This is a genomic window from Pseudomonas sp. HP_08 (assembly GCF_055284095.1).
Genome location: NZ_JBTOQC010000052.1, coordinates 202133 through 226634, shown reverse-complemented (window position 1 = coordinate 226634; position 24502 = coordinate 202133). Strand labels below are relative to the sequence as shown.

General features: G+C 61.7%; 21 protein-coding genes. 10 read left to right on the top strand and 11 right to left on the bottom strand.

Features of this window, described 5'->3' with window-relative positions; genetic code table 11:
* Positions 1–19: 19 nt before the first annotated feature.
* The 3 genes from ACYAS9_RS28770 to ACYAS9_RS28760 all read left to right on the top strand — a co-directional run bounded on the left by ACYAS9_RS28770 (position 20) and on the right by ACYAS9_RS28760 (position 1821).
* Complete coding sequence (locus tag ACYAS9_RS28770; RefSeq protein ID WP_463571899.1) at positions 20–295, top strand: polyhydroxyalkanoic acid system family protein; 276 nt, start codon at positions 20–22, stop codon at positions 293–295.
* A 208-nt stretch (positions 296–503) separates the two neighbouring features.
* Entirely contained in the window at positions 504–983 is a 480-nt protein-coding gene (locus tag ACYAS9_RS28765; RefSeq protein ID WP_463571898.1) for a phasin family protein, read from the top strand.
* 10 nt (positions 984–993) lie between these two features.
* Positions 994–1821, top strand: coding sequence for a phasin family protein (locus ACYAS9_RS28760; RefSeq protein ID WP_463571897.1), 828 nt, complete (start codon positions 994–996; stop codon positions 1819–1821).
* Between the two features lie 124 nt (positions 1822–1945).
* On the opposite strand, the gene ACYAS9_RS28755 is transcribed toward ACYAS9_RS28760, so the two are convergent.
* The 10 genes from ACYAS9_RS28755 to ACYAS9_RS28710 form a co-directional block, all read right to left on the bottom strand.
* The gene (locus ACYAS9_RS28755; protein ID WP_463571896.1) at positions 1946–2560 is read right to left on the bottom strand and encodes a TetR/AcrR family transcriptional regulator; all 615 of its coding nucleotides are present in this window, start codon (positions 2558–2560) and stop codon (positions 1946–1948) included.
* A gap of 44 nt (positions 2561–2604) precedes the next feature.
* Positions 2605–4290, bottom strand: coding sequence for a class II poly(R)-hydroxyalkanoic acid synthase (phaC, locus tag ACYAS9_RS28750; protein ID WP_463571895.1), 1686 nt, complete (start codon positions 4288–4290; stop codon positions 2605–2607).
* 136 nt (positions 4291–4426) lie between these two features.
* Complete coding sequence (gene phaZ, locus ACYAS9_RS28745) at positions 4427–5281, bottom strand: poly(3-hydroxyalkanoate) depolymerase (protein ID WP_463571894.1); 855 nt, start codon at positions 5279–5281, stop codon at positions 4427–4429.
* A gap of 146 nt (positions 5282–5427) precedes the next feature.
* Positions 5428–7107: a class II poly(R)-hydroxyalkanoic acid synthase gene (phaC, locus tag ACYAS9_RS28740; RefSeq protein ID WP_463571893.1), complete on the bottom strand. Its 1680-nt coding sequence runs from the start codon at positions 7105–7107 to the stop codon at positions 5428–5430.
* Between the two features lie 383 nt (positions 7108–7490).
* Positions 7491–7868: a gamma-butyrobetaine hydroxylase family protein gene (locus tag ACYAS9_RS28735; protein ID WP_463571892.1), complete on the bottom strand. Its 378-nt coding sequence runs from the start codon at positions 7866–7868 to the stop codon at positions 7491–7493.
* Positions 7869–8021: 153 nt separating this feature from the next.
* On the bottom strand, positions 8022–9359 hold the full coding sequence (hslU, locus tag ACYAS9_RS28730; RefSeq protein ID WP_463571891.1) for an HslU--HslV peptidase ATPase subunit: 1338 nt from the start codon (positions 9357–9359) through the stop codon (positions 8022–8024).
* 38 nt (positions 9360–9397) lie between these two features.
* Positions 9398–9928, bottom strand: a complete 531-nt coding sequence (gene hslV, locus ACYAS9_RS28725) for an ATP-dependent protease subunit HslV (protein WP_463571890.1) — start codon at positions 9926–9928, stop codon at positions 9398–9400.
* 154 nt (positions 9929–10082) lie between these two features.
* Entirely contained in the window at positions 10083–10787 is a 705-nt protein-coding gene (locus ACYAS9_RS28720; RefSeq protein ID WP_463571889.1) for an SPOR domain-containing protein, read from the bottom strand.
* A gap of 1 nt (position 10788) precedes the next feature.
* Positions 10789–12525, bottom strand: a complete 1737-nt coding sequence (gene argS / locus ACYAS9_RS28715) for an arginine--tRNA ligase (protein ID WP_463571888.1) — start codon at positions 12523–12525, stop codon at positions 10789–10791.
* 99 nt (positions 12526–12624) lie between these two features.
* Positions 12625–14844, bottom strand: a complete 2220-nt coding sequence (locus ACYAS9_RS28710; protein ID WP_463571887.1) for a primosomal protein N' — start codon at positions 14842–14844, stop codon at positions 12625–12627.
* Between the two features lie 203 nt (positions 14845–15047).
* Between ACYAS9_RS28710 and rpmE the strand changes: the two genes are divergently transcribed.
* Together rpmE and ACYAS9_RS28700 are read left to right on the top strand one after the other, a co-directional pair.
* Complete coding sequence (gene rpmE, locus ACYAS9_RS28705; protein ID WP_056841321.1) at positions 15048–15269, top strand: 50S ribosomal protein L31; 222 nt, start codon at positions 15048–15050, stop codon at positions 15267–15269.
* Between the two features lie 273 nt (positions 15270–15542).
* On the top strand, positions 15543–16811 hold the full coding sequence (locus tag ACYAS9_RS28700) for a malic enzyme-like NAD(P)-binding protein (protein ID WP_463571886.1): 1269 nt from the start codon (positions 15543–15545) through the stop codon (positions 16809–16811).
* A 129-nt stretch (positions 16812–16940) separates the two neighbouring features.
* Here ACYAS9_RS28700 and ACYAS9_RS28695 read toward each other — a convergent pair whose 3' ends face one another.
* Positions 16941–19373, bottom strand: a complete 2433-nt coding sequence (locus ACYAS9_RS28695; RefSeq protein WP_463571953.1) for a penicillin-binding protein 1A — start codon at positions 19371–19373, stop codon at positions 16941–16943.
* 208 nt (positions 19374–19581) lie between these two features.
* Here ACYAS9_RS28695 and ACYAS9_RS28690 point away from each other — a divergent pair, with 208 nt between their 5' ends.
* Genes ACYAS9_RS28690 through pilQ form a run of 5 tightly spaced genes read left to right on the top strand, consistent with a single transcriptional unit; the run spans position 19582 to position 24500 of the window.
* Positions 19582–20646 carry a pilus assembly protein PilM gene (locus ACYAS9_RS28690; RefSeq protein WP_463571885.1) on the top strand — a complete coding sequence of 355 codons (1065 nt, stop codon included), beginning with the start codon at positions 19582–19584 and terminating at the stop codon, positions 20644–20646.
* On the top strand, positions 20646–21206 hold the full coding sequence (locus ACYAS9_RS28685; protein ID WP_463571884.1) for a PilN domain-containing protein: 561 nt from the start codon (positions 20646–20648) through the stop codon (positions 21204–21206). The genes ACYAS9_RS28690 and ACYAS9_RS28685 overlap by 1 nt, the downstream gene beginning before the upstream one ends.
* Positions 21203–21823, top strand: a complete 621-nt coding sequence (gene pilO / locus ACYAS9_RS28680) for a type 4a pilus biogenesis protein PilO (protein WP_463571883.1) — start codon at positions 21203–21205, stop codon at positions 21821–21823. The genes ACYAS9_RS28685 and pilO overlap by 4 nt, the downstream gene beginning before the upstream one ends.
* On the top strand, positions 21820–22347 hold the full coding sequence (locus ACYAS9_RS28675; protein WP_463571882.1) for a pilus assembly protein PilP: 528 nt from the start codon (positions 21820–21822) through the stop codon (positions 22345–22347). Before pilO ends, ACYAS9_RS28675 begins: the two co-directional genes overlap by 4 nt.
* 47 nt (positions 22348–22394) lie before the next feature.
* On the top strand, positions 22395–24500 hold the full coding sequence (gene pilQ, locus ACYAS9_RS28670) for a type IV pilus secretin PilQ (RefSeq protein WP_463571881.1): 2106 nt from the start codon (positions 22395–22397) through the stop codon (positions 24498–24500).
* Positions 24501–24502 lie beyond the last annotated feature (2 nt).

Here is a 24502-nt window from a genome sequence, read left to right as displayed (position 1 = left end):
TCGAACGAGGACCATTGGCATGTCGAAAATCATCGTTGAGCGCCCGCATGAGCTGGGCCACGAGCAGGCCCGCGCCAAGGCCGAACATCTGGTGCAGAAACTGGCCGCCAAGTACGGCCTGGAACATGAATGGGACGGCGACACGGTATCGCTGCACGGCAAGGGCGCCAAGGGCCGTGTCGACGTCGAAGCAGCGCTGATCCGCGTCAGCATCGAACTGAATTTCTTCCTCTCGGCGATGAGCGGCACCATCAAGAGCGAGATCGAAAGAGTCCTCGACCGCGAACTCGCTTGACCGGTAGGAGCGCGCTTGTCCCGCGACCGAGTGCAAAGCGCTCGCAGAAATCCATGACGCGCTGAGAATACGACTGCTCACGCAGCCGGTCGCCGGCAAGCGGGCTCCTACAGGGCTCTTTAGGGTGTCGATTCTAATTTTTCCTTCTACTTTGGCTTTACTGTCCTCTGAAGGACGTTCTCTTCAACTATCAAGCGTGAGGTGAACCATGGCCAAAGTCAGTGTGAAAAGAAAGATCGAAGTCGACCTCGAACAGGACGGCAAGCTTGCTGAAGTCAAACAGTACGCCCGCAAGATCTGGCTGGCGGGCCTGGGGGTTTATTCCCGGGTCAATGAAGAAGGCAGCGAGTACGTCAAAGAGCTGATTCGTACCGGCGAGCGTGTCGAGAAGGACGCGAAAAAGGTCATCGACGAAAAGGTCGAGGCCGCCAACAGCGAGATCGATTCGATCAAGGGCGAAGCGTCCGAGGTCAAGAATCGCTTCGAAGCGCAACTGGACAGGATCGAAGGCCTGTTCGACCGGCGCATCGCCAAGGGCCTGCATCGTATCGGTATTCCGTCTAAACATGACGTTGAAGCACTCTCTGCTAAGCTCGATGAACTGACGGCATTGCTGGAACGCGTCGGGCCTCGAAAGCTCGAGCGCCCAGAGCCTAAAAAGCTCGCGCGCGTCGGGTCGGATCAATAAGGAGAGCAGGATGGCTGGCAAGAAAAAAACCGAAAAACAAAGCAGCTCCTGGATCGGCGAGATCGAGAAGTACTCTCGCCAGATCTGGTTGGCTGGGTTGGGCGCTTACTCCAAGATCAGCAATGACGGCAGTAAGCTTTTTGAAACGCTGGTGAAAGATGGCGAGCAGGCCGAGAAGCAGACCCAGGCTCAGGCCGAGCAGACGCTGGACGAGGTCAAGGACGGAATCAAGGCGGGCAAGTCCCGGGTTGGCGACGTCAAGGACCTGGCAATCGGCAAGTGGAACGAGCTTGAAGGCGCATTCGATAAACGCCTGAACAGCGCCATTTCACGCTTAGGCGTGCCGAGTCGCAACGAAGTCCAGACTCTGCACGACAAGGTCGATCAGTTGACGCGCAAGATCGAGCAACTGACGGGCGAAAAAGCCAGGCCGGTGACCTCCAGGGCTGCCGCGTCCAAACCGGCTGCCGGCAGCACGGCCAAGCCGTTGATCAAGGCCGCTGCGAAAACGGTCGCCAAGACCGCCGACAAGGTGGCCGACAAGGCCGCTGCCGCCAAGCCAGCGGTGAAAAAGGCCGCCGCCAAGCCGGTTGAAGCTGCCAGCAAGGCAGCGTCTGCAACGGCCAGCAAGGCCAAATCGATCGCCGCTTCTGCCGAAGCGAAACCCGCCAAAAAACCTGCGGCACGCAAGCCTGCCGCCAAACCGGCCGCGGCCAAGGCGCCCACCCGTACCAAGGCTGCGGCCAAGCCTGTAGCAGAGCCTGAATCTGCAGCGCCGGCGGCGTCTGCAACTGCGGCGCCTGCAGCAGACTCTGGCGCTTCCGCCAGCCAGTCCTGATTCAGGACGGGCAAGCCCGATCTGCTCCGGCAGATCGGGCGGTCTTATCGCTCAAGGCTCTTATTTTCCAAGCCTCTTACCCTTCAAGGCTCTTATCTTTCAAGGCGCTTATCCTTCAAGCCTCTTATCTTTCAAGATAGTGCAGCGCCAGTTGCTCGACGCTCTGGCGTGAAGGCGCGATCAAATGTGGCGCGACCAGCATCATGATCTGGTAGACCACCACCCGCACCTCGGCGTCACGGCCGAGAATGCGCTGGTAATCCAGCGAAAACAGCAGCGTCAATGTCACCTGTTCGACCAGATGCCCCAAGGCCTGGGTGTCGCTGATCAGTTGTCCCTGGGATTTGAGATGAGCCAGCAATGACGCCAACGTGCGCTTGAGCGCATTGAGCAGGTTGCGAATGCCGCGTGCCAGCTTGGGCAGGCGCCCGGACAGGTTCGACAGGTCCTGGAACAGAAAACGGTAATGCGCCAGCCGCTCGACGATCAGGTGCAGGAACAGCCAGTAATCCTCGGCATCCAGCCGCGCATGGGCCGGCGGGTCGAGCAGCGGTGCCAGCTCCGTCTGGAAACGTTCGAACAGGTTGAGAACCAAGGGCTCCTTGCCGTGGAAGTGGTAATAGAGATTGCCAGGGCTGATGCCCAGTTCGTTGGCGATTTCCAGGGTCGAGACGTTCGGCTCGCCATCGCGGTTGAACAGTTCCAGAGCACATTCGAGTATTCGGTCGCGGGTCTTCATCCAGCCCTCTAGCCAGGGTTTAAACGCGGGTGTCAGCCATTCATTCAGCGCACATGCACATAGGTGCCTGGCGCAGCCTCCATCGGTGGATAGGTGTCGTTGCCCAGGTTCATGCTGGTTTCACGCAGGGTGCCGGAACGCTCCTGAGCCCAGGCCAGCCAGGTTGGCCACCAACTGCCTTCCTGCACCTTGGCGTCGTAATACCAGGCGCGCGGGTCACTGCTGAGCTGGTTGCTTTCGACGAACGTGGCCTTGGGATTGCCCGGCGGGTTGAGGATGCTTTGCACATGCCCGCTGCTCGACAACACAAAGCGTCGCTCGCCGCCCAGTAGCAGGGTGGAGCGATACACCGCGTCCCAGGGCGTGATGTGATCGTTGATGCCGGCCACGCTGAAACTGTCGACCGTGACCTTTTGCAGGTCGATCGGTGTGCCGCACACTTCAAGGCCGCCGGGATGGCTCAGCGGGTTGTGCTTGAAAAAGTCCAGCAGGTCGCCGTGCAGGGCGGCGGTCAGGCGCGTGGTGTCGTTGTTCCAGTACAGGATATCGAAGGCCGGCGGCGCCTTGCCCAGCAGGTAGTTGTTGATCCAGTAATGCCAGATCAGATCATTGGGGCGCATCCAGGAAAATACCCGGTTCATCTCACTGCCTTCCAGCACGCCGCGCTGGTACGAGCGCCGCTTGGCCGCTTCCAGGGCTTCTTCATCGATGAACAGCGTGGCCGGGCTTTCGATCTGGCTGTCGAGCAGGCTGACCAGGTAAGTGGCGCTGGCCACCCGGCGCATCTGCCGCTTGGCCTGCAAGTGACCTTGCAGGGCGGCAACGGTCAGGCCGCCGGCGCAGGCACCCAGCAGGTTGACCTCGCGGGCGCCGGTGATTTCCCGGCAGACATTCATGGCCTGTTCGGCGGCTTCGACATAGCTGGACAGTCCCCACTCGCGATGGCGGACATCGGGGTTGCGCCAACTGATGACGAAGGTCTGCAGGCCGTTTTTCAGGGCGTACTGCACGAAGCTGTTGGCCGGGCTCAGGTCGAAGACATAGAACTTGTTGATCTGCGGCGGCACGATCAACAGCGGCCGGCTGTACTGCTTCTCGCTCATGGGCTTGTACTGGATCAGCTCCAGCAGTTCATTGCGAAACACCACCGCGCCTGCGGTGGTGGCCAGTGTCCGGCCGATCTCGAAGGCGTCTTTGGTGGTCTGACTGGGCAGGCCATTGTTGTGCAGCAGATCGCTGGCCATGTGGTTCAGGCCCTTGATCAGGCTGCTGCCACCGGAGTTGAACAGCTCTTTGATGGCCATCGGGTTGAGCAGGGTATTGGTGGGCGCCAGCGCATCGTTGATCAGGCTGAACAAAAAGTGTGCACGCGCCCGGTCGTCGCTGCTCAGGTCGCTGTCGTCGATCCAGTGCTTGAGCTGATGCTGCCAGCTCAGGTAGGCCTGCAAGCCGCGACGATACAGCGGGTTGAGGCTCCAGGCCGGGTCATTGAAGCGGCTGTCGCGAGGGTGGGGTGAATGCGGTGTTTCACCCAGGATCATCACCCGTCCCAGCTGGTTGCCCAGCGCCAGGGCATGACGGGCACTGCGCAACGGATGCCGCCAACCCTGGCTGGCCACATTGCGCAGGGTCGAGAGCAGGTCACGGCCGCGCAGGCCGGTAATAGCGCTTTGTGCATTGATGTAGGTGGCCGGGGTGGTCTCGGCATGCTTCACAGGTTTTTCTCGCATCTGGCAACACTCCTTCGTCAAGCCATCAGTGAAAACACGGGGCGCAGGGACGCTGCGTCGTTCTGCGCGATTCGACGATCCTGTCAGGGCGCACAGCGGGGTAGAGCGAATGGCCCCTCGTCAGAGGCGACCAGAATCAACGCGTGGTGGATGTGGGGTGCGGATGCATGACTGCACGCTGACGTTCCTGCTGCAGGAAGTTCATGATGATGGGCGCCACGGCTTCGGCCCGGGTAATCAGGAACAAGTGACCGTCATCAATTATGTGTAGCTGGGCATTGGGTATCCGCCAGGCCAATAGCCGCATATTTACCAGCGGAATCAGCGGGTCGTCGTCGCCCGCCAGCACCAGGGTCGGCTGGCGAATCTTGTGCAGCCAGTGGATGCTGGTCCAGCCCATGCCGGCAAACAGTTGCCAGTAGTATCCGAGCTTGCCGGACGAGCGAACCTTGGCGGCATGATTGGCCGCCAGGTGCGGGTCGCGGCGAAACGCACCGCCATAGATTTCCGGCGCAATGCGGATGACGTGTGAAGGCTGGATATAACGCCGCGGGCTGGCCATCAGCATCAACACCCGAGGCTTGCCCGGCACCATCACCATGCCCGCCGCCGTGGCCGCCAGCACCAGCTTCTTGCAGCGCTCCGGGTAATCGTGAGCGAACTGCTGGGCCAGCGCGCCGCCCCAGGAAACACCAATCGCATTGACCTGACCGTAGTCGAGGTAATCGAGCATGCGTGCGGCCAGTTTGGCCAGGCCCGGAAAACGGTACGGCCGCCTGGGCGTCGAAGAGCCGCCGACCCCCGGTACATCGAAGGCAATGACTTCCATGTCCGGGTCCAGCGCGTCGACGAACGGAAACACCAGTTCAAGGTTGGCGCCGATGCCGTTGAAGATCAGCAGCGGCGTCATGTGGCTCTTGCCGGGCCGTACGGCGGTACGAATGGTGTGGCCGTCCAGGTCAATGGAGCGAAATACAAACGGATGCGGCATGCCGGAGCCCTGTGGGTTAATACGCTGGAAAGCGGTCCTGCGCCTTTTCCAGACCGACCGAGGCATGGCCTCTTGCGTGTCAACGTGTGCGCAACGAGTGCGGCCAGTACTTCCCTGCTGCCCTGGCCGCGTCGTTTGAATAAAGCTTAGCGTTCGTGGACGTAGGTGCCCGGTGAGGCTTCGCCTGCCGGATACGCCTTGTTGCCCAGGCTGGAGGGTGCCTTTTTCAGCGTGCCAGAGCGCTCGCCGAGCCACGCCTGCCAATGCAGCCACCAGGAATCGGTGTGCTTGGTCGCATTTTCCTGCCAGGCGGTCGGCTCGGCCGGCAGCTCGCTGTTGGTCATGTAGCGCGCCTTGGGGTTGCCCGGCGGGTTGAGGATGCTCTGGATATGGCCACTGCTCGACAGCACGAACTCGGTCTTGCCACCAAACAGCCGCGCCGATTTGTAGCACGACAGCCAGGGCGTGATGTGGTCATTGGTGCCGGCCAGGCAGAACACATCGTTGGTGACCTGCTTGAGGTCGATCGAGGTTCCGCACACTTCCAGTGCATTGGGGCGGGTCAGCGGGTTGTTCTTGAACATCTCGATCAGGTCGCCATGAAACGCGGCCGGCAGGCGGGTGGTGTCGTTGTTCCAGAACAGAATGTCGAACGCCGGCGGCTGGTTGCCCAGCAGGTAATTGTTGACCCAGTAATTCCAGATCAGGTCGTTGGGGCGCATCCAGGCAAATACCTTGGCCATGTCGCGGCCTTCGAGTACACCGGCCTGGTAGGAGTGGCGCTTGGCCGTTTCGAGGGTCTGCTCGTCGACGAACAGTGCCACTTCGTTGTCCATGGTGGTGTCGAGCACGCTGACCATCAGGGTCATGGCGTTGATCTTTTTCTCGCCCAGCGCCGCGTAGTGACCCAGCAGCGCGGTGCAGGTAATGCCGCCGGAGCAGGCGCCGAGGATATTGAGATCCTTGCTGCCGGTGATCGCCGTGACCACATCCACCGCTTCCTTGAGCGCCTCGATGTAGGTCGACAGACCCCACTCGCGCTGCGCCTTGGTCGGGTTGCGCCAGCTGACAATGAACGTCTGTACCTTGCTGTTCAGGCAGAAGCGCGCCAGGCTTTTTTCCGGGCTCAGGTCGAAGACATAGAACTTGTTGATCTGCGGCGGGATCACCAGCAGCGGACGCTGGTAGACCTGCTCGGTGCCGGGCCTGTACTGGATGAGTTCCAGCACGTCATTGCGAAACACCACCGCGCCTTCGGTGGTGCCCAGGTTCTTGCCGACCTCGAAGGCGTCCATGTTGACCTGGCTGGGCATGCCGTTGTTGTGGACCAGGTCCTTGGCCAGGTGCGACAGGCCATCGAGCAGGCTCTTGCCGCCGGTTTCGAAGAAGCGTTTGATCGCTGCCGGGTTGGCCGCGCTATTGGTCGGCGCCATGGCTTCGGTCATCAGGTTGATGACGAAGTGGCCGCGGCTGATGTCTTGCGGGGTCAGATGGCTGCCGTCGAGCCAGTCATGCAGCTCTTTGCGCCAGGCCAGGTACACCCCCAGATAGCGGCGGTACAGCGGATTCTGGCTCCAGGCCGGGTCCTGAAAGCGGCGGTCGTCGCTGGTCGGCTGCAACGACGAGCTGCCGAGCATCACGTTTTTCAGTTCCACGCCCAAGTGGGCAACGTGTTTGATGCTGTGGATCGGGTGCCTGATCGCCAGGCGCATGACCATGCGCGCGGTGGTCAGTAAATCCTTGCGACGCAAGCCCACCACCGGGTTTAGCCCCAGCGTGTGTTCAGAAGCCTGGCGCGGCAATTCATCGTTGTTCTTGCTACTCATCTACGACGCTCCGTTGTCCTGAGGCGAGTACTGGCGAGTGATACAGGCGAGCGCCAGTACTACTGCTCGTTTGACCGATGATGGCGGGTTGGCCGTTTTCCAGGGCATGCCCGATGGCACGAAGGCGTCTGAACTGCTGCGCTTCAACCACGGCTGACTGGCATTGCCCCTTTTGCTGCTGCGTCGAAACGATGCAGTTAACTTGCCAGAATCCTTGGCTACACGAGATTGCAAAAAGCGTGCGGGCAGCGTTGTGCATACAGGCCGCTGCGCGGCACATTGAAACAAAAGCAATTAGAAACCGCTTACTAAAACGCCAAGCGGTGCGGGGAAGGATAGACGCTGTTTATGAAGCTGCTAGGACAAAGTGCCCAAGTGCCAGCTCAAAGCATCAGGCGCACGACATGCTCGTGCGGATCGCGGCTCTTGCCGGCTTTTTTCAGCTCCAGCAGATAATCGCTCCACAGAGCGTCCTGGCGCAGGCACAACTGGTACAGGTAGTCCCAGGTAAACAGGCCGCTGTCATGGCCATCGTCGAAGGTCAGCTTCAGGGCATATTGCCCGGCCGCCTCGACCTTGCTCAGGCCGACACCCAGCTTGCCGAACTGCAGGATGGGCTTGCCATGCCCCTGCACCTCGGCCGAAGGCGAATGCACACGCAAGAACTCGGCGGGCAAATGATAGTGCTCGTCGGGTGCGTACTTCAGCGTCAGGGTTTTCGAGGCTTTATGCAACTCGATGGCGGTGGGCAGCTTGTTCATGGTCCGTCTCTTGAGCCTGGCATTGTAGGAGCGCGCTTGCCCGCGACCGAGTGCGCAGCGCTCGCAAAATCTCGGAAACGCTGAAAATTTACGACTGCTAACGCAGCCGGTCGCGGTGGTCCGGCATTCCGGCAAGCGCGCTCCTACACGGGTTTAGAGAATGTAGCGCGACAGGTCTTCGTCGTCGGCCAGTTCGCCCAGATGGCTGTTGACGTAGTCGGTGTCGATGCTGATCGGCTGCGCATCGGGCAAGCCTGCCAGGTCACCGGCGCTGAACGACACTTCTTCAAGCAGGCGCTCGAGCAGGGTGTGCAGGCGGCGGGCGCCGATGTTTTCGGTTTTCTCGTTCACCTGCCAGGCGATTTCGGCCAGGCGCTTGATGCCGTCGGGCTTGAATTCGATGTCCAGGCCTTCGGTCTTGAGCAGCTCGCGGTATTGCTCGGTCAGCGACGCATGCGGCTCGCTGAGGATGCGCTCGAAGTCCTGTGGCGACAGGGCCTTGAGTTCGACGCGAATCGGCAGGCGGCCTTGCAGTTCCGGCACCAGGTCGCTCGGCTTGCTCAGGTGGAACGCGCCGGAGGCGATGAACAGAATGTGGTCGGTCTTGACCATGCCCAGCTTGGTGTTCACCGTGCAGCCTTCGATCAGCGGCAGCAGGTCGCGCTGCACGCCTTCACGCGAGACGTCCGCGCCGCCGACATTGCCGCGCTTGGCGACCTTGTCGATTTCGTCGATGAAGACGATGCCGTGTTGCTCGACCGCTTCCAGGGCCTTGGCCTTGAGCTCTTCGTCATTGACCAGGCGGCCGGCTTCTTCTTCACGCACCAGCTTGAGCGCTTCCTTGACCTTGAGCTTGCGCGACTTGCGTTTGCCCTTGCCCATGTTGGCGAACAGGTTCTGCAACTGGCTGGTCATTTCTTCCATGCCCGGCGGCGCAGAAATGTCGACGCCAACGGCTTCGCTGACTTCGATCTCGATTTCCTTGTCGTCCAGCTGGCCTTCGCGCAGGCGCTTGCGGAACAGCTGGCGGGTGTTGGAATCGCTGGTCGCAACCGGTTCTTCGTTGAAGCCACCGCGTGCCGGAGGCAGCAGGGCATCGAGAATGCGGTCTTCGGCGGCGTCTTCGGCGCGGTGGCGAACCTTGACGATCTCTTGCTCGCGCAGCAGCTTCATGGCGGCATCGGCCAGGTCACGAATGATCGACTCGACATCGCGGCCGACATAACCGACTTCGGTGAATTTGGTCGCTTCGACCTTGATGAACGGCGCGTTGGCCAGCTTGGCCAGGCGACGGGCGATTTCGGTCTTGCCGACACCGGTCGGGCCGATCATCAGAATGTTCTTGGGCGTGACTTCAACGCGCAGTTCTTCGGGCAGTTGCATGCGCCGCCAGCGGTTACGCAGGGCGATGGCGACGGCGCGCTTGGCGTCGTCCTGGCCAATGATGTGGCGGTTCAGTTCGTGGACGATTTCGCGGGGAGTCATGGACATGGTTATCAACGGTCCTCAGGTCAAATAGCCGCAGCGGCTTATTCGGCGAGGTCCTGCTCCTCAATGGTGATGTTGTGGTTGGTGAACACGCAAATATCGCCAGCGATGTGCAATGCGGTTTCAGCGATCTCGCGGGCCGACAGCTCGGTCTTCTGCAGCAGGGCGCGGGCGGCGGCCTGGGCGAAGGCGCCACCGGAGCCCATGGCGATCAGGCCGTCTTCTGGCTCCACGACATCGCCGTTGCCGGTGATGATCAGAGAGGCGTCCTTGTTGGCGACGGCCAGCATGGCCTCAAGGCGGCTAAGGGAGCGATCGGTACGCCAGTCCTTGGCCAGCTCGACGGCGGCACGAACCAGGTGGCCCTGATGCTTTTCCAGCTGGGCTTCGAAGCGTTCGAACAGCGTGAAGGCATCGGCGGTGGCGCCGGCAAAGCCTGCGATGACCTGACCGTGGTACAGGCGGCGCACTTTCTTGGCGTTGCCTTTCATCACGGTATTGCCCAGGGAAACCTGGCCGTCACCGGCCATGACGACTTTGCCGTGGCGGCGTACTGAAACGATGGTGGTCAAGGGAAGAGTCTCCACGCAGCGGGGCGAAAATGCCCAGATGGAGACAGATATGGGGCTCGCTTCAGCGAGTTTCAAGCTACAAGTTTTTAGCTGCAAGCCAGAAGCCGGCCGAGGTGGTCCGGCTTGCGCATAACGCTTCTGACTTGCGGCGGCCTTACCGCTGGCGCTGTTGTAACAACAGGTTGCTGAAACCGCCGCCGGCCAGTTGTTTCTGCGCGGTGGTCAACTGGTCACGGTTGCTGAACGGGCCGACCAGTACGCGGTACCAGGTTTCTTCCTTGACCGTGCCGGACTCCACCGTCGCGGTCTGGCCCAGCAGGATGATCTGCGCACGCACCTTCTCGGCATCTGCCTGCTTGCGGAACGAGCCCGCTTGCAGGAAGAACTGCGTCACCGGCGCAGGCTTGGTTGGCGTGGTGGCGACCGGTGGCGCGGGCGGCGGCGTCAGGCCACTCAAGGCCGCCTGGGCGCGGGCGGTGTCGATCTTCGCCGCCTGCTCCACGGTGACCGGCGCGACCGGGGCCACGGCAGGTGCAGGCGGAGTCTTCTCGGGCACGGCCTCTTTGGGCACGATGACTTCCGATTCCGGCAGCAGCGTGTAGAAATCGTACTTGGGCTTGACCGCCGCCGGGCTGGGCGGTGTCTTGTTCGCCTCGGCGATCTTGGCGGCGGCCTTGGCATCGGCTTTTTCGCGCTTGACGTCGCTGCCACCCGGCTCCAGTTTCATCAGAAAGACAATGAAGGCGCCGACCGTAAGGCCGACAGCCAACCATACCCATCCTGGGATCGGCTTCTTTGCCGGCGCCTGGTAACGACTGGCACCGCGCTTGGGAGCCGCTTTCTTTTTCGCCACTGCCAACTTACATACGCTCCAGAGTGTCCAGGCCCAGCAGATCCAGGCCTTGCTTGAGGGTGCGGCCGGTCAGGGCAGTCAGGCGCAGACGGCTCTGCTGCTGGTCCGGGTTTTGCGCACCAAGGATAGGGCAGTTTTCATAGAAGCTGGAAAACAGGCCCGCCAGATCATACACATAGGCACACAGTACGTGCGGTGTACCTTTTTCGGCAACTGTGTTGAGGACTTCGCCGAACTGCGCCAGGCGCGCGGCCAGCTCCAGCTCCTGGGCGGCTTCGAGCACGATGTGGCCGCTGCTGGCGTCGAACGGCGTACCGAGCTTGCGGAATACACCGGCAATGCGCGTGTAGGCATACAGCAGGTACGGTGCGGTGTTGCCTTCGAAGCTGATCATCTGGTCGAAGTTGAAGCTGTAGTCGCTGGTGCGGTGCTTGGACAGGTCGGCGTATTTCACCGCGCTGATGCCCACCGCTTTGGCGATGCCGCGCAACTCGGCCTCGGCCAGTTCCGGGTTCTTCTCCTTGACCAGGTCATAGGCGCGCACTTCGGCTTCGTCGAGCAGGTCGATCAGCTTCACCGTGCCGCCATCGCGGGTCTTGAACGGACGGCCGTCGGCGCCGTTCATGGTGCCGAAGCCCATGTGCTCCAGTTGCATGCCTTCGTGGGTGAAGCCTGCGCGGCGCGCCACTTCGAAGACTTGCTGGAAGTGCAGGGCCTGGCGCTGGTCGACGAAGTACAGCACGCGATCGGCGTGCAGCACCTTGCTGCGGTAGCGGATGGCGGCCAGGTCGGTGGTGGCATACAGATAGCCGCCACCGGCCTTTTGCACGATCACCGGCAACGGGGTGTCGTCGGCGGTGCGGAATTCTTCGAGGAACACGCACTTGGCGCCTTCGCTCTCGACCAGCAGGCCAGTGCTTGCCAGGTCGCTGACCACGTTGGCCAGGTCATCGTTGTAGGCGCTCTCGCCCTTGACGTCGGCCGGGGTCAGGTTGACGTTGAGGCGCTCGTAGGTTTTCTGGCAGTGCGACAGCGAGATCTCGTTGAAACGATTCCACAGGGCCAGGCACTCGGCATCGCCGGCCTGCAGCTTGACCACCAGCGCACGGGCGCGGTCGGCGAACTCGGGCGACTCGTCGAAACGCTGCTTGGCGGCGCGGTAGAAGTTTTCAAGGTCCGACAGCTCGTCGCTGGTGGTGGGCTTTTCCTGCAGGTAAGCCAGCAACATGCCGAACTGGGTGCCCCAGTCGCCGACGTGGTTCTGGCGGATCACGGTGTCGCCCAGCCAGGTCAGAACGTTGGCCACCGCATCGCCAATGATGGTCGAGCGCAGGTGGCCGACGTGCATTTCCTTGGCCAGGTTCGGTGCCGACAGGTCGACCACCACGCGCTGCGCTGGACCGCTGCGCAGTACCGACAACCGTTCGTCGGCCAGCGCGGCATCCAGGCGTGCGGCGAGGGCCTGAGTGTTCTGGAAGAAGTTCAGAAAGCCAGGACCTGCGATTTCGACCTTGCTGATCTGCTCGTCGGCAGGCAGGGCGGCGATCAGCTTTTCGGCCAGATCGCGCGGTTTAAGGCCCGCAGGCTTGGCGAGCATCATGGCGATGTTGCTGGCGAAATCGCCGTGGGTCTTGTCGCGCGCGTTCTCCACCTGAATCGCCGGCGTCAGCCCTGGCGGCAAGACGCCCTCGGTTTCGAGGCGGGTCAGGGCGTGTTGGATCAGCTGGCGAATGGTGTCTTTCATGAGGTTCTCTTCAACCGCAAGCGCGGTAGCGCCTGGATGCGCGGGTGGAAAAACTGCACATTATCCGTGGCCGGGGCGAGCTTGCCAACCTTGACGGTGTCAATACAAGTCGACCGGGTCCACATCCAGCGACCAGCGTACCTGACGGCCGCTGGGCAGTTGCTCGATGACCAGCAGCCAGGCGCTCAACAAACGGTGCAGTGGCGCGCGGGCATTAGCCTGCAACAGCAGCTGTGCGCGATAACGCCCGGCGCGCCGCTCCATGGGCGCCGGCACCGGGCCAAGCAGTTCGATGCTGCCGGGGCTGATGTGCTCCAGCAGGATTTCGGCCTCGGCACAGGCTTCGTCGAGAAACTGCTCGGCCTGGCCCGGCTTGTGCGCTTCGGCGCGCAGCAGTGCCAAGTGCGCAAACGGCGGCAGCCCGGCGGCGCGGCGTTCGCTCAGGGCTTGCTCGGCAAAGGCGAAGTAGCCTTGCTCGGTCAGCTGGATCAGCAGCGGATGGTCGGCCAGGTGGGTCTGGATGATGACCTTGCCGGGCTCTTCGGCGCGTCCTGCCCGGCCCGCCACCTGCACGATCAATTGCGCCATGCGTTCGCTGGCGCGGAAGTCCCCGGAGAACAGCCCGCCATCGGCGTCAAGGATCGACACCAGCGTCACCCGTGGAAAGTGGTGACCTTTGGCGAGCATCTGTGTGCCCACCAGAATGCACGGCTGGCCGCGCTGAATGGTGGTGAACAGTTGATTCATGGCGTCCTTGCGCGAGGTGCTGTCGCGGTCGACACGCAATACCGGGTAATCCGGAAACAGAATCCCCAGGCGCTCTTCGGCCCGTTCGGTGCCCGCGCCGATGGGGCGCAAATCCACCTTGGCGCACGACGGGCACTGGCGCGGCACGCGCTCGACATGCCCGCAGTGATGGCAACGCAGCTCGCCGGAGCGCTGGTGCACGGTCATGCGCGCGTCGCAGCGCGGGCAGCCCGACAGCCAGCCGCAGTCATGGCACAGCAGGGTCGGCGCAAAGCCGCGACGGTTGAGAAACACCAGCACCTGCTGGCCCGCCGCAAGCGTCTGCGCGATGGCCTGTTGCATGGGCCCGGAGATGCCGCTGTCCAGTGGCCGGCTCTTGACGTCCAGGCGCAGGAAGCGCGGCTGTTGCGCACCGCCGGCACGCTGGGTCAGGCGCAGCAGGCCGTAGCGGCCGGTGTAGGCGTTGTGCAGGCTTTCGAGCGACGGCGTGGCCGAACCGAGCACGATCGGGATATTTTCCTGGCGGGCGCGGACGATGGCCAGGTCGCGAGCGTGATAGCGCAGGCCTTCCTGCTGTTTATAGGAGCCGTCGTGCTCCTCGTCGATGATGATCAGGCCGGGGTTTTTCATCGGCGTAAACAGCGCCGAGCGCGTGCCGATGATGATGTCGGCATCGCCGTCGCGGGCGGCCAGCCAGTGATCGAGGCGTTCGCGGTCGTTGACCGCCGAGTGCAACAGCGCAATGCGTGCATTGAAGCGTTGCTCGAAGCGCGCCAGGGTCTGCGGGCCGAGGTTGATTTCCGGGATCAGCACCAGCGCCTGTTTGCCGGCTTCCAGCACCTGACGAATCAGTTGTAGATAGACCTCGGTCTTGCCGCTGCCGGTCACGCCGGCCAGCAGAAAGGCATGAAAACTGTCCATGCCGGCATGGATCGCCTCGCAGGCGGCGCTTTGCTCGGGGTTGAGCGGCAGCTCGGGCTGCGCCAGCCAGTGTTCATGACGCGCACCGGGCGCCTGGCTGCGCACTTCGACCTCTACCAGCCCTTTGGCCAGCAGCAGGTTGAGGCTGTCCTTGTTGAGCATCAGTTTGCCCAGCACCTGATGGGCCACGCCATGCGGGTGCTGGGCCAGGGTCGCCAGCGCCTCGCGCTGCTTGGGTGCGCGGGCAATGCGCGGGTCCTGCAGGCTGGCGCCGGGTGTCACTTGCCAGAAGCGCTCCTGACGCGGTTCAGCCAGTTCGCCCTGGCGCAGCAGCACCGGCAAGGCCCAGCTCAGGGTGTCGCCCAGGCTGTGCTGATAATACTGCGAGGTCCACAGGCACAGTTTGAACAGCGCAGGCGGCAGCGGCGTGTGCTCGTCGAGCAGGGCAATGGCCGGCCTGAGCTTGTCGGCCGGCACTTCGCTGTGGTCGCACACCTCGATCAGGATGCCGATCATTTCCCGGCGCCCGAACGGCACGCGCAGGCGCATGCCCGGCTGCAATGCAGCGCGGCTCACGCCGGCCGGGGCAAGGTAATCGAACAGGCGGCGCAAGGGCGAGGGCAGCGCAAGGCGCAAAATGACATCAGACACGCGGTGGCTTTCCCAAAGGGCTTTCCCTATATGACAAGCAGGCTGAACGAGCGGCGATCTTAGCAGACAGCCTGCCCGGGCTGACGACCGGCATGCGGGTCCATTTGCGTAATGGCAATTGTCTGGTAACATCCGCCGCCTATTTCGCGTGCGGTATCCGACAATAGTGTCGGGTGGCGGCTCGCAAGCCTGAGGAAGTTCCCATGAAAGCCGATATCCATCCAGTTTACGAGCCAATCGACGCCACCTGCAGCTGCGGTAACGTCATCAAGACCCGTTCCACTCTGACCAAGCCTCTGAGCCTGGACGTGTGCAACGAATGCCACCCGTTCTACACTGGCAAGCAGAAGACTCTGGACATCGGTGGTCGTGTTGACCGCTTCAAGTCCCGCTTTGGTGCTTTCGGCGCGCCGAAAACCAAGTAAGACCGGCTGCCACGGACTGCCCGACGGGCATCTCCAGGCTGCTAGAAAAGGCGCCCCTCGCGGGCGCCTTTTTCGTTTATGGACTATGGTCATCCGGCCACACACCAGACTCTTTGGGTGTGCTTTTGCGCAGGTGCGACATTAACTGTCCCACAATTGCAATCCCACCATCCGCCCTCTTGACAGCAGTGACTACCCAGTCTTGTGAGGATTCTGCATCTTGCGTATCCTCGGCGGTCCGTCTGTCCATAGAAAAAAGCGGAATCCTATAAAATGTCCGATCTGAAAACCGCTGCGCTCGAATACCATGCCAATCCTCGTCCAGGAAAGCTGAGTGTCGAGCTCACCAAGCCAACTGCTACTGCCCGTGACCTGTCCCTGGCCTACAGCCCCGGCGTTGCCGAACCTGTACGTGAAATCGCCCGCGATCCCGAGCTGGCTTACAAGTACACCGGCAAAGGCAACCTGGTAGCAGTCATTTCCGACGGTACCGCCATTCTGGGTCTTGGTGACCTGGGTCCTCTGGCTTCCAAGCCGGTCATGGAAGGCAAAGGGGTTCTGTTCAAGCGTTTCGCCGGTATTGACGTGTTCGACATCGAAGTCGACTCCGAAAGCCCGCAGGCCTTCATCGACACCGTCAAGCGCATCTCCATCACCTTCGGCGGCATCAACCTGGAAGACATCAAGGCACCCGAGTGCTTCGAGATCGAAAAGGCCCTGATCGAACAGTGCGACATCCCGGTGTTCCACGATGACCAGCACGGCACCGCGATCGTTACCGCAGCCGGCATGATCAACGCGCTGGAAATCGTTGGCAAAAGCCTCGACACCGCCAAAATCGTCTGCCTGGGCGCTGGCGCTGCGGCCATCTCCTGCATGAAGTTGCTGGTGAGCATGGGCGCGAAGATCGAAAACATTTTCATGATCGACCGCACCGGCGTTGTTCACTCCGGCCGTACCGACCTGAACCAGTACAAGGCTGTATTCGCGCACGCCACCGAAAAACGCACCCTCAGCGACGCGCTGGACGGTGCTGACGTATTCGTCGGCCTGTCGGGTCCGAACCTGCTGAGCGCTGAAAACCTCAAGCTGATGGCCAAAGACCCGATCGTCTTCGCCTGCTCGAACCCGGATCCTGAAATCGCTCCTGAGCTGGCCCACGCCACGCGCAACGACGTGATCATGGCCACCGGCCGTTCGGACTACCCGAACCAGGTCAACAACGTACTGGGCTTCCCGTTCATCTTCCGTGGTGCCCTGGACGTTCGCGCCAAGCGCATCAACGAAGAAATGAAAATCGCCGCGGCCAACGCCCTGAGCGAACTGGCCAAGCTGCCTGTGCCTCAGGAAGTCAGCGACGCCTACGGCGGCATCGAATTGAAATACGGCCGCGAATACATCATTCCAAAGCCACTGGACAGCCGCCTGCTGGGCGTGATCTCGGAAGCGGTAGCGAAAGCGGCCATCGAGAGCGGCGTTGCTACCCTGCCGTATCCGAAGCACTACCCGCTGACCAGCGTTGACGAAGTCTTCAACGGTTAAGGCCGCTGCAAGACCCAATAAAAAACCCCGGCCATTGGCCGGGGTTTTTTATTGGGCAAGCTGCAAGCGGCAAGTCAAAGCGGTACTGAGTCAGGCGCGACCTGCTTATGCTTGCCGCTTGTAGCTGCTTTAAAACAGGTCGATAGGTGCGGATTCATCCGCTGGCAGCGGGCTGCCGGGTACGCTGCCACCCAGTTCGTTGACGCTGGGCGGTGTGTCTTCGCTCTTGAACAGTTCGAAGAACGCATTGGGCGTGCTCGGCGTCGCGGCGCGGCCACTGATCGGGTCGACTCGCAGGCTGAGGATGCCGTCCGGCTCCGGTTGCTGATGCGGTGGCTTGTCCTTGAGCGCAGCGCTCATGTAGTCCATCCAGATCGGCAGCGACACCGTGCCGCCGAATTCATGGCGACCCAGGCTTTCTGGCTGGTCGAAACCGCTCCATACCGTGGTCACATAGTCGGCGTTGTAGCCGGAGAACCAGGCGTCCTTGGACTCGTTGGTGGTCCCGGTCTTGCCTGCGATGTCCGGACGGTTCATCGACAGTGCGCGGCGTGCGGTGCCGCGCTTGATGACGTCCTGAAGCATGCTGTTGAGGATATAGGTGGTACGGCTGTCGACCACGCGCTCGGCGACTGCCGGCGTCTGCGGTTCGCTGCCAGGTGCATTGGCGACGATGCCGGGTGTGTCGTGTACCGCGAAGGTTGCGGTATTCGGCGCCGCCTTGGCTTCGCTTGCCGGCACTGTCGGCGGGTTGGCGGCGAACAGCACCTGGCTGTCGCGGTTCTCGATGCTCTGGATCAGGTACGGGCTGATCTTGTAGCCGGCATTGGCGAAGGTGCTCCAGCCCGTGGCGATTTCCATCGGCGTCAGGGTCGCGGTGCCCAGGGCCAGCGACAGGTTGCGCGGCAGATCCTGTTTGGCGAAGCCGAAGCGGGTGATGTAGTCGATCGAGGTGTCGATGCCCAGTTGTTGCAGCAGGCGGATCGACACCAGGTTGCGCGACTTGTACAGCGCTTCACGCAGGCGGATAGGGCCCAGGAAGGTGCCGTTGTCGTTTTTCGGACGCCAGACCTTGTCGACGTACTCGTCGACAAACACGATCGGCGCATCGTTGACCAGGCTGGAGGCGGTGTAGCCGTTGTCCAGTGCGGCGCTGTACAGGAACGGCTTGAAGCTCGAACCCGGCTGACGCTTGGCCTGCATGGCGCGGTTGTAGTTGCTTTGCTCGAACGAGAAGCCGCCCACCAGCGCACGGATTGCGCCGTTGCGCGGATCAAGCGAGACCAGCGCGCTTTGCGCGGCGGGCACCTGGCTGAACTTCAGGCTACCGTCGGGCTGGCGCAGTACGCGGATCAGGTCGCCGACCTGGGCCACATCGCTTGTCTGGCGTGGCGTGGCGCCCATGCTGTTGGTGTTCTGGTACGGCCGGGCCCATTTCATGCTGGCCCAGTCGACGGCCTCTTCTTTCTCGCCGTTGCGGGTCAGGACGCGCAGGCCGGTCTTGTCGACCTGGGTGACAATGGCCGGCTCCAGACCGTTGATCGGACGTTGCTTGCCCAGTTCCTGAGCCCAGACGGCACGGGTCACGCCGGGGAAGCGGCTTTCAGGGCCACGGTAGCCGTGGCGCTGGTCGTATTCGATCAGGCCCTGGCGTACCGCGTTGTTGGCGTGTTCCTGCAGGTCGCTGGGGACCGTGGTGGTGACCCGGAAGCCTTCGGTGTAAGCCTCGCTGCCATAGCGACCGACCATTTCGGCGCGTGCCATCTCTGCAATATAAGGTGCGTACACTTCCGGGGTCGGCACGTGATAGCTGGCGTTCATCGGCTCGCCAAGCGCGGCCTGGTAGGCTGTCTGGTTGATCTTGCCCAGGTGATACATGCGCCCCAGAATCCAGTCGCGGCGCTCTTTGGCGCGCACCGGGTTGGCCAGCGGGTTGAAGCGCGACGGCGCCTTGGGCAGGCCTGCGATAGTGGCCATTTGTGCAAGACTGACGTCACGGATCGATTTGCCATAGTAGACTTGCGCGGCCGCTTCGATGCCGTAGGCACGGTTACCCAGGTAAATCTTGTTGACGTACAACTCCAGGATCTCGTCCTTGGTCAGTTGCCGTTCGATTTGCAGGGCCAGCAGGATCTCAGTGGTTTTACGGGAAAAGCTGCGCTCGCTGGTCAGGAAGAAGTTTTTTGCGACCTGCATGGTGATCGTGCTGCCGCCCGACTGGATATGCCCGCTCTTGACCAGCTCGCTGGCAGCGCGCACCAGGCCGGTGGGGTCGACGCCATAGTGGTTGGCGAAGTTGTCGTCTTCGGCCGCCAGCAGGGCATTGATGAAGTCGGTAGGGATTTCTGCGAAGCGCACCGGGGTGCGGCGCATTTCGCCAAACTCGGCGATCAGCTTGCCGTCGCTGCTGTAGACCCGTAGCGGGATCTGCAACTGAATGCTGCGCAGCGCTTCTACCGACGGCAGGTTAGGGCTCAGGTAGAGGAAGGCACCGCTCAGACCCAGCACAAGTGCACAGATCACCGCGACGATGGACCACCAGAAAAACTTCAGCAGGCGTATCAAGGCTTTTGGATTTCCAGAAAAAGAATGGGTGGGGCGCAGGCTTCAACAATTAAATACAGTTGCAAGCCTTTGGTGTTTAAAAAAGCGCCGGGCATTATAAGCATTTTTCGTGTCCGGGCGGGATTTGCGCTACTGTCAGGCAGTCGACAGCGCAGCTGGCCGTAAAACACTTCATAAGTGACGCAAAGGCATAGGAAATCAGGTTGTGTTCGAACTCTTCAGTAAGAAGGCCAACGCCCTTCTAGGGATCGATATTAGCTCCACATCGGTAAAGCTCCTTGAGTTGAGTCGTTCCGGTAACCGCTACAAGGTCGAGTCCTATGCGGTCGAACCGCTGCCTGCCAACGCCGTGGTCGAAAAGAACATTGCCGAGCTCGAAGGTGTCGGCCAGGCCCTGAGTCGCGTACTGGTCAAGGCCCGCACCTCGGTCAAGAGCGCTGCCGTGGCCGTGGCAGGTTCGGCGGTGATCACCAAGGTCATCGAAATGGACGCGGGCCTGTCGGATGACGACATGGAGAACCAGCTCAAGCTGGAGGCCGACCAGTACATTCCATACCCGCTGGAAGAGGTTGCCATCGACTTCGAAGTCCAGGGTTACTCGGCGCGCAACCCCGAGCGGGTCGATGTGCTGCTGGCTGCTTGCCGCAAGGAAAACGTCGAGGTTCGCGAGGCCGCCCTGGCCCTGGCCGGGCTGACGGCGCGCGTGGTCGACGTTGAAGCCTATGCGCTGGAACGCTCGTTCGGGCTGTTGTCGGCGCAACTGGGCAAGGGCCATGAAATGCTCACTGTCGCGGTGGTCGACATCGGCGCGACCATGACCACCCTGAGCGTGCTGCACCAAGGGCGCATTATCTACACCCGCGAGCAACTGTTCGGCGGCAAACAGCTGACCGAGGAAATCCAGCGGCGCTACGGTTTGTCGGTGGGTGAGGCGGGCCTGGCCAAGAAGCAGGGCGGCCTGCCCGACGATTACGTCAGCGAAGTGCTTGAGCCGTTCAAGGATGCGCTGGTGCAACAGGTGTCGCGTTCACTGCAGTTTTTCTTCGCCGCCGGCCAGTACAACGCGGTGGACTACATCATGCTGGCCGGTGGTTCGGCCTCGATTGCAGGCCTTGAGCACTTGATCCAGAAACGCCTCGGTATGCCGACCATGGTTGCCAACCCCTTTGCCGACATGGCGCTCAGCGCCAAGGTCAATGCCGGAGCGCTGGCCAGTGATGCACCGGCGCTGATGCTTGCCTGCGGCCTGGCGCTGAGGAGTTTCGACTGATGGCGCGGATCAACCTTCTTCCCTGGCGGGAACAGCAACGCGAAGAGCGCAAGAAGCGCTTTATCACCGCACTGGTCGGCGTACTGGTGGTGGCGGTGGGCATCGTCCTGCTGATCGACCAGACCCTTGGCCGGGCCATCACCCAGCAGACCGCGCGCAATACCTTCCTGCAAGGCGAACTGGTCCAGCTCGATGCGCGCATCAAGGAAATCAGCGAACTGAAGGCGCGGCGCAAGCAGTTGCTCGAACGGATGAAAATCATCCAGGACCTGCAAGGCAACCGGCCGATCATTGGCCGGGTGTTCGACCAGTTGGTGCGCACCTTGCCCGATGGCGTCTACTTCACCGATATCAAGATGCTCGACAATGTGATTGCGATCAACGGCATGGCCGAATCGAACAACCGGGTCTCCGACCTGATGCGTAACCTGGAGGCTTCCGACTGGCTGGAGGGGCCGGTTCTCAATGAGGTCAAGGCCAGCGCCGCGCCCGATCAGACCAACGCCTTTCAGTTGACCGTGCGCCAGACCCAGCCTGCCGTAGAGGGAGCCAAGCCATGAATGCTTCCGAATGGATGGAAAGCCTGCGCAAGGTCGATCTCGGCGAGCTGGACATGAACAACCTGGGGTCGTGGCCGGCTGCCGTCAAGGTCATCGCCTGCGCCCTGTTGATGGTTCTGGTGCTGGGATTCGGCTACTTCTTTTATATACAGGACCTCGAAGCGCAGCTCGACGGCGCCCGTGCCACCGAGGCGCAGCTCAAGGAGCAATACACCAGCAAGGCGTTCCAGGCCGCCAACCTGGAGCCCTACAAGAAGCAGATGGCCGAAATGGAAGACACCTTCGGCGCCCTGCTGCGCCAGTTGCCCAGCGACACCGAAGTACCGGGCCTGCTTGAAGACATCACCCGCACCGGCCTTGGCAGTGGCCTTGAGTTCGAAGAAATCAAGCTGTTGCCCGAGGCGGCGCAGCAGTTTTATATCGAGCTGCCGATACAGATCACGGTGCAGGGCGGTTATCACGATCTGGCGACGTTCGTCAGTGGCGTGGCCAGCCTGCCGCGCATCGTCACGCTGCACAATTTCGACATCAAGCCGGTCGACAAGAGCCCGGCGAAGCTGCGCATGAGCATCCTGGCCAAGACTTATCGCTACAACGATGAAGGGTTGAAGAAATGAGCGCGGCGCGTCTGATGTGCGTCAGCATGGTGCTGCTGGGGCTGAGCGGTTGTGGTGGCAGCGACGACTTTTCCGATTTGTCGACGTTCGTCGCAGAGGCCCGCTCGCGGCCGACCGGCACCATCGAGCCGTTGCCCAAGTTCAGGCCTTACGAGGCCTTTACCTATAACGCAGCCGGTTTGCGCAGCCCGTTTCAGCCGCCGGTCAAGATCGACCCGCTCAATCGCCAGAAAGGCTCGCGTGAAGTGCGGCCTGACGAAACCCGGGTCAAACAGTTTCTGGAAGGTTTTAATATCGAGTCGTTCGAGATGGTCGGAACCCTGGGCAACGATTCGGGTACATTTGCGCTGTTGCGCGGTGCCGGTGGGGTGCATCGCGTCAAGGTGGGCGATTATCTGGGTCGTAACCACGGCCGGATCGTGTCGGTCGGCGATCTGCAGGTCGATGTGATCGAAATAGTTCCTGATGGTGAGGGAGGCTGGCTTGAAAGGCCGCGTACGATCTCCCTCAATGAACGCTCATGAAGTGGGCAAGGCCAAGCATGCAAAACACCGCACAACGGAAATTGAACATGACCAGGATTCTCTCGATTATCAGCGTATCGCTATGGATGGCGATGGTGTCGCCGATTCTCCAGGCTGCCAATCTCAAGACCCTGGACGTTGCGAGCCTGCCCGGTGATCGCATCGAGTTGAAACTGTCGTTCGATGCTCCGGTGCCGGCGCCACGCGGCTACACCACCGACCAGCCGGCGCGCATCGCGCTCGACCTGCCGGGGGTCAGCAGCCAGCTGGCCAGCCGCAGTCGTGACCTGGGGGCGGGCAATGCGCGCAGCGTTGTGGTGGTCCAGGCGCAGGACCGCACGCGAGTGATCGTCAACCTGACCACGCTGGCGCCTTATAGCTCGCGGGTCGAAGGCAACAACCTGTTCGTGGTGATCGGCCAGGGCGCCGGCGCTGCCCAGGCTGCGCAGCCGAGCACCGCGCAAGGGGCGCCGCGTGTGGCGACACCCGTTGCCGCCCCTTCGCCTGCTGCGCGCGTTGCGCTACCGGCAGGTGTCAAGGCTGTACGTAATATCGACTTTCAACGCGGTGAACTGGGCGAGGGCAATATCCTCATCGACCTGAGCAGCGCCGGCATTGCGCCGGATATTCAGGAGCAGGGCGGCAAGATTCGCGTCGAGTTCGCCAAGACCCAGCTGCCCGATCCGCTGCGCGTGCGCCTGGACGTCAAGGACTTCGCCACGCCGGTGCAGTTCGTGACTGCAACGACCTCCGGCGACAAGGCCAGCATCAGCATCGAGGCCTCGGGCGCCTACGATTACTCGGCCTACCAGACCGAAAACCGCCTGACCATCAGCGTGCGCCCGCTGACCAACGCCGACCTGGAGCGCCGCGCCGCCGACAAGCCGGTGTACACCGGCGAAAAGCTCTCGCTCAACTTCCAGGACATCGACGTGCGTTCGGTGCTGCAACTGATCGCCGACTTCACCAACCTCAATCTGGTGGCCAGTGACACCGTGCAGGGCGGCATCACCTTGCGCCTGCAAAACGTGCCGTGGGATCAGGCGCTGGACCTGGTGCTCAAGACCAAGGGGCTGGATAAACGCAAGATCGGCAATGTCCTGCTGGTCGCACCGGCCGACGAGATTGCTGCCCGCGAGCGCCAGGAGCTGGAGTCGCAGAAGCAGATCTCCGAACTGGCCCCGCTGCGTCGCGAGCTGTTGCAGGTCAACTACGCCAAGGCCGCCGACATCGCCAAACTGTTCCAGTCGGTGACCAGCGCCGAGGCCAAGACTGAAGAGCGTGGCTCGATCACGGTCGACGATCGCACCAACAACATCATTGCCTACCAGACCCAGGATCGCCTGGACGAACTGCGGCGCATCGTCTCGCAGCTGGATATTCCGGTGCGCCAGGTGATGATCGAGGCGCGCATCGTCGAGGCCAACGTCGGTTACGACAAGGCGCTGGGCGTGCGCTGGGGCGGCAGCAGGACCAGCGGCAGTGGCAAATGGACCACTTACGGCCTGGACGACAATGGCGACGAAGCTGGCAATACCGGTAGCGACCTGACCCGTAACATACCGTTCGTCGATCTGGGCGCGGCTGACGCGACCTCCGGCATCGGCCTGGGCTTTGTGACCAACAACACTCTGATCGACCTTGAACTGAGTGCCATGGAGAAAACCGGCAACGGTGAAATCGTCTCCCAGCCCAAGGTCGTGACCTCCGACAAAGAGACCGCGAAAATCCTCAAGGGCACCGAGATTCCTTATCAGGAAGCCAGCTCCAGCGGCGCCACCAGCGTGAGTTTCAAAGAGGCTTCGCTGTCGCTGGAAGTGACCCCGCAGATCACGCCGGACAACCGGATCATCATGGAGGTCAAGGTCACCAAGGACGAACCCGATTACCTCAACGCCTTGAATGGCATACCGCCAATCAAGAAAAACGAGGTCAATGCCAAGGTGCTGATTTCCGACGGCGAGACCATTGTTATCGGCGGTGTGTTTTCCAACACGCAAAGTAAAGTTGTAGAAAAAGTGCCATTTCTTGGCGATGTGCCGTATGTTGGCCGCCTTTTTCGGCGTGACGTGGTGTCAGAGGCCAAGTCCGAACTGCTGGTCTTCCTCACACCGCGCATCATGAATAACCAGGCGATTGCTGTGAGTCGTTGATT

Coding starts and splice junctions, on each gene's coding strand:
- ACYAS9_RS28770 (WP_463571899.1), top strand. CDS start 20: ATGTCGAAAATCATCGTTGAGCGCCCGCATGAGCTGGGCCACGAGCAG.
- ACYAS9_RS28765 (WP_463571898.1), top strand. CDS start 504: ATGGCCAAAGTCAGTGTGAAAAGAAAGATCGAAGTCGACCTCGAACAG.
- ACYAS9_RS28760 (WP_463571897.1), top strand. CDS start 994: ATGGCTGGCAAGAAAAAAACCGAAAAACAAAGCAGCTCCTGGATCGGC.
- ACYAS9_RS28755 (WP_463571896.1), bottom strand. CDS start 2,560: ATGAAGACCCGCGACCGAATACTCGAATGTGCTCTGGAACTGTTCAAC.
- phaC (WP_463571895.1), bottom strand. CDS start 4,290: ATGCGAGAAAAACCTGTGAAGCATGCCGAGACCACCCCGGCCACCTAC.
- phaZ (WP_463571894.1), bottom strand. CDS start 5,281: ATGCCGCATCCGTTTGTATTTCGCTCCATTGACCTGGACGGCCACACC.
- phaC (WP_463571893.1), bottom strand. CDS start 7,107: ATGAGTAGCAAGAACAACGATGAATTGCCGCGCCAGGCTTCTGAACAC.
- ACYAS9_RS28735 (WP_463571892.1), bottom strand. CDS start 7,868: ATGAACAAGCTGCCCACCGCCATCGAGTTGCATAAAGCCTCGAAAACC.
- hslU (WP_463571891.1), bottom strand. CDS start 9,359: ATGTCCATGACTCCCCGCGAAATCGTCCACGAACTGAACCGCCACATC.
- argS (WP_463571888.1), bottom strand. CDS start 12,525: ATGAAAGACACCATTCGCCAGCTGATCCAACACGCCCTGACCCGCCTC.
- rpmE (WP_056841321.1), top strand. CDS start 15,048: ATGAAAGCCGATATCCATCCAGTTTACGAGCCAATCGACGCCACCTGC.
- ACYAS9_RS28700 (WP_463571886.1), top strand. CDS start 15,543: ATGTCCGATCTGAAAACCGCTGCGCTCGAATACCATGCCAATCCTCGT.
- ACYAS9_RS28685 (WP_463571884.1), top strand. CDS start 20,646: ATGGCGCGGATCAACCTTCTTCCCTGGCGGGAACAGCAACGCGAAGAG.
- pilO (WP_463571883.1), top strand. CDS start 21,203: ATGAATGCTTCCGAATGGATGGAAAGCCTGCGCAAGGTCGATCTCGGC.
- ACYAS9_RS28675 (WP_463571882.1), top strand. CDS start 21,820: ATGAGCGCGGCGCGTCTGATGTGCGTCAGCATGGTGCTGCTGGGGCTG.
- pilQ (WP_463571881.1), top strand. CDS start 22,395: ATGACCAGGATTCTCTCGATTATCAGCGTATCGCTATGGATGGCGATG.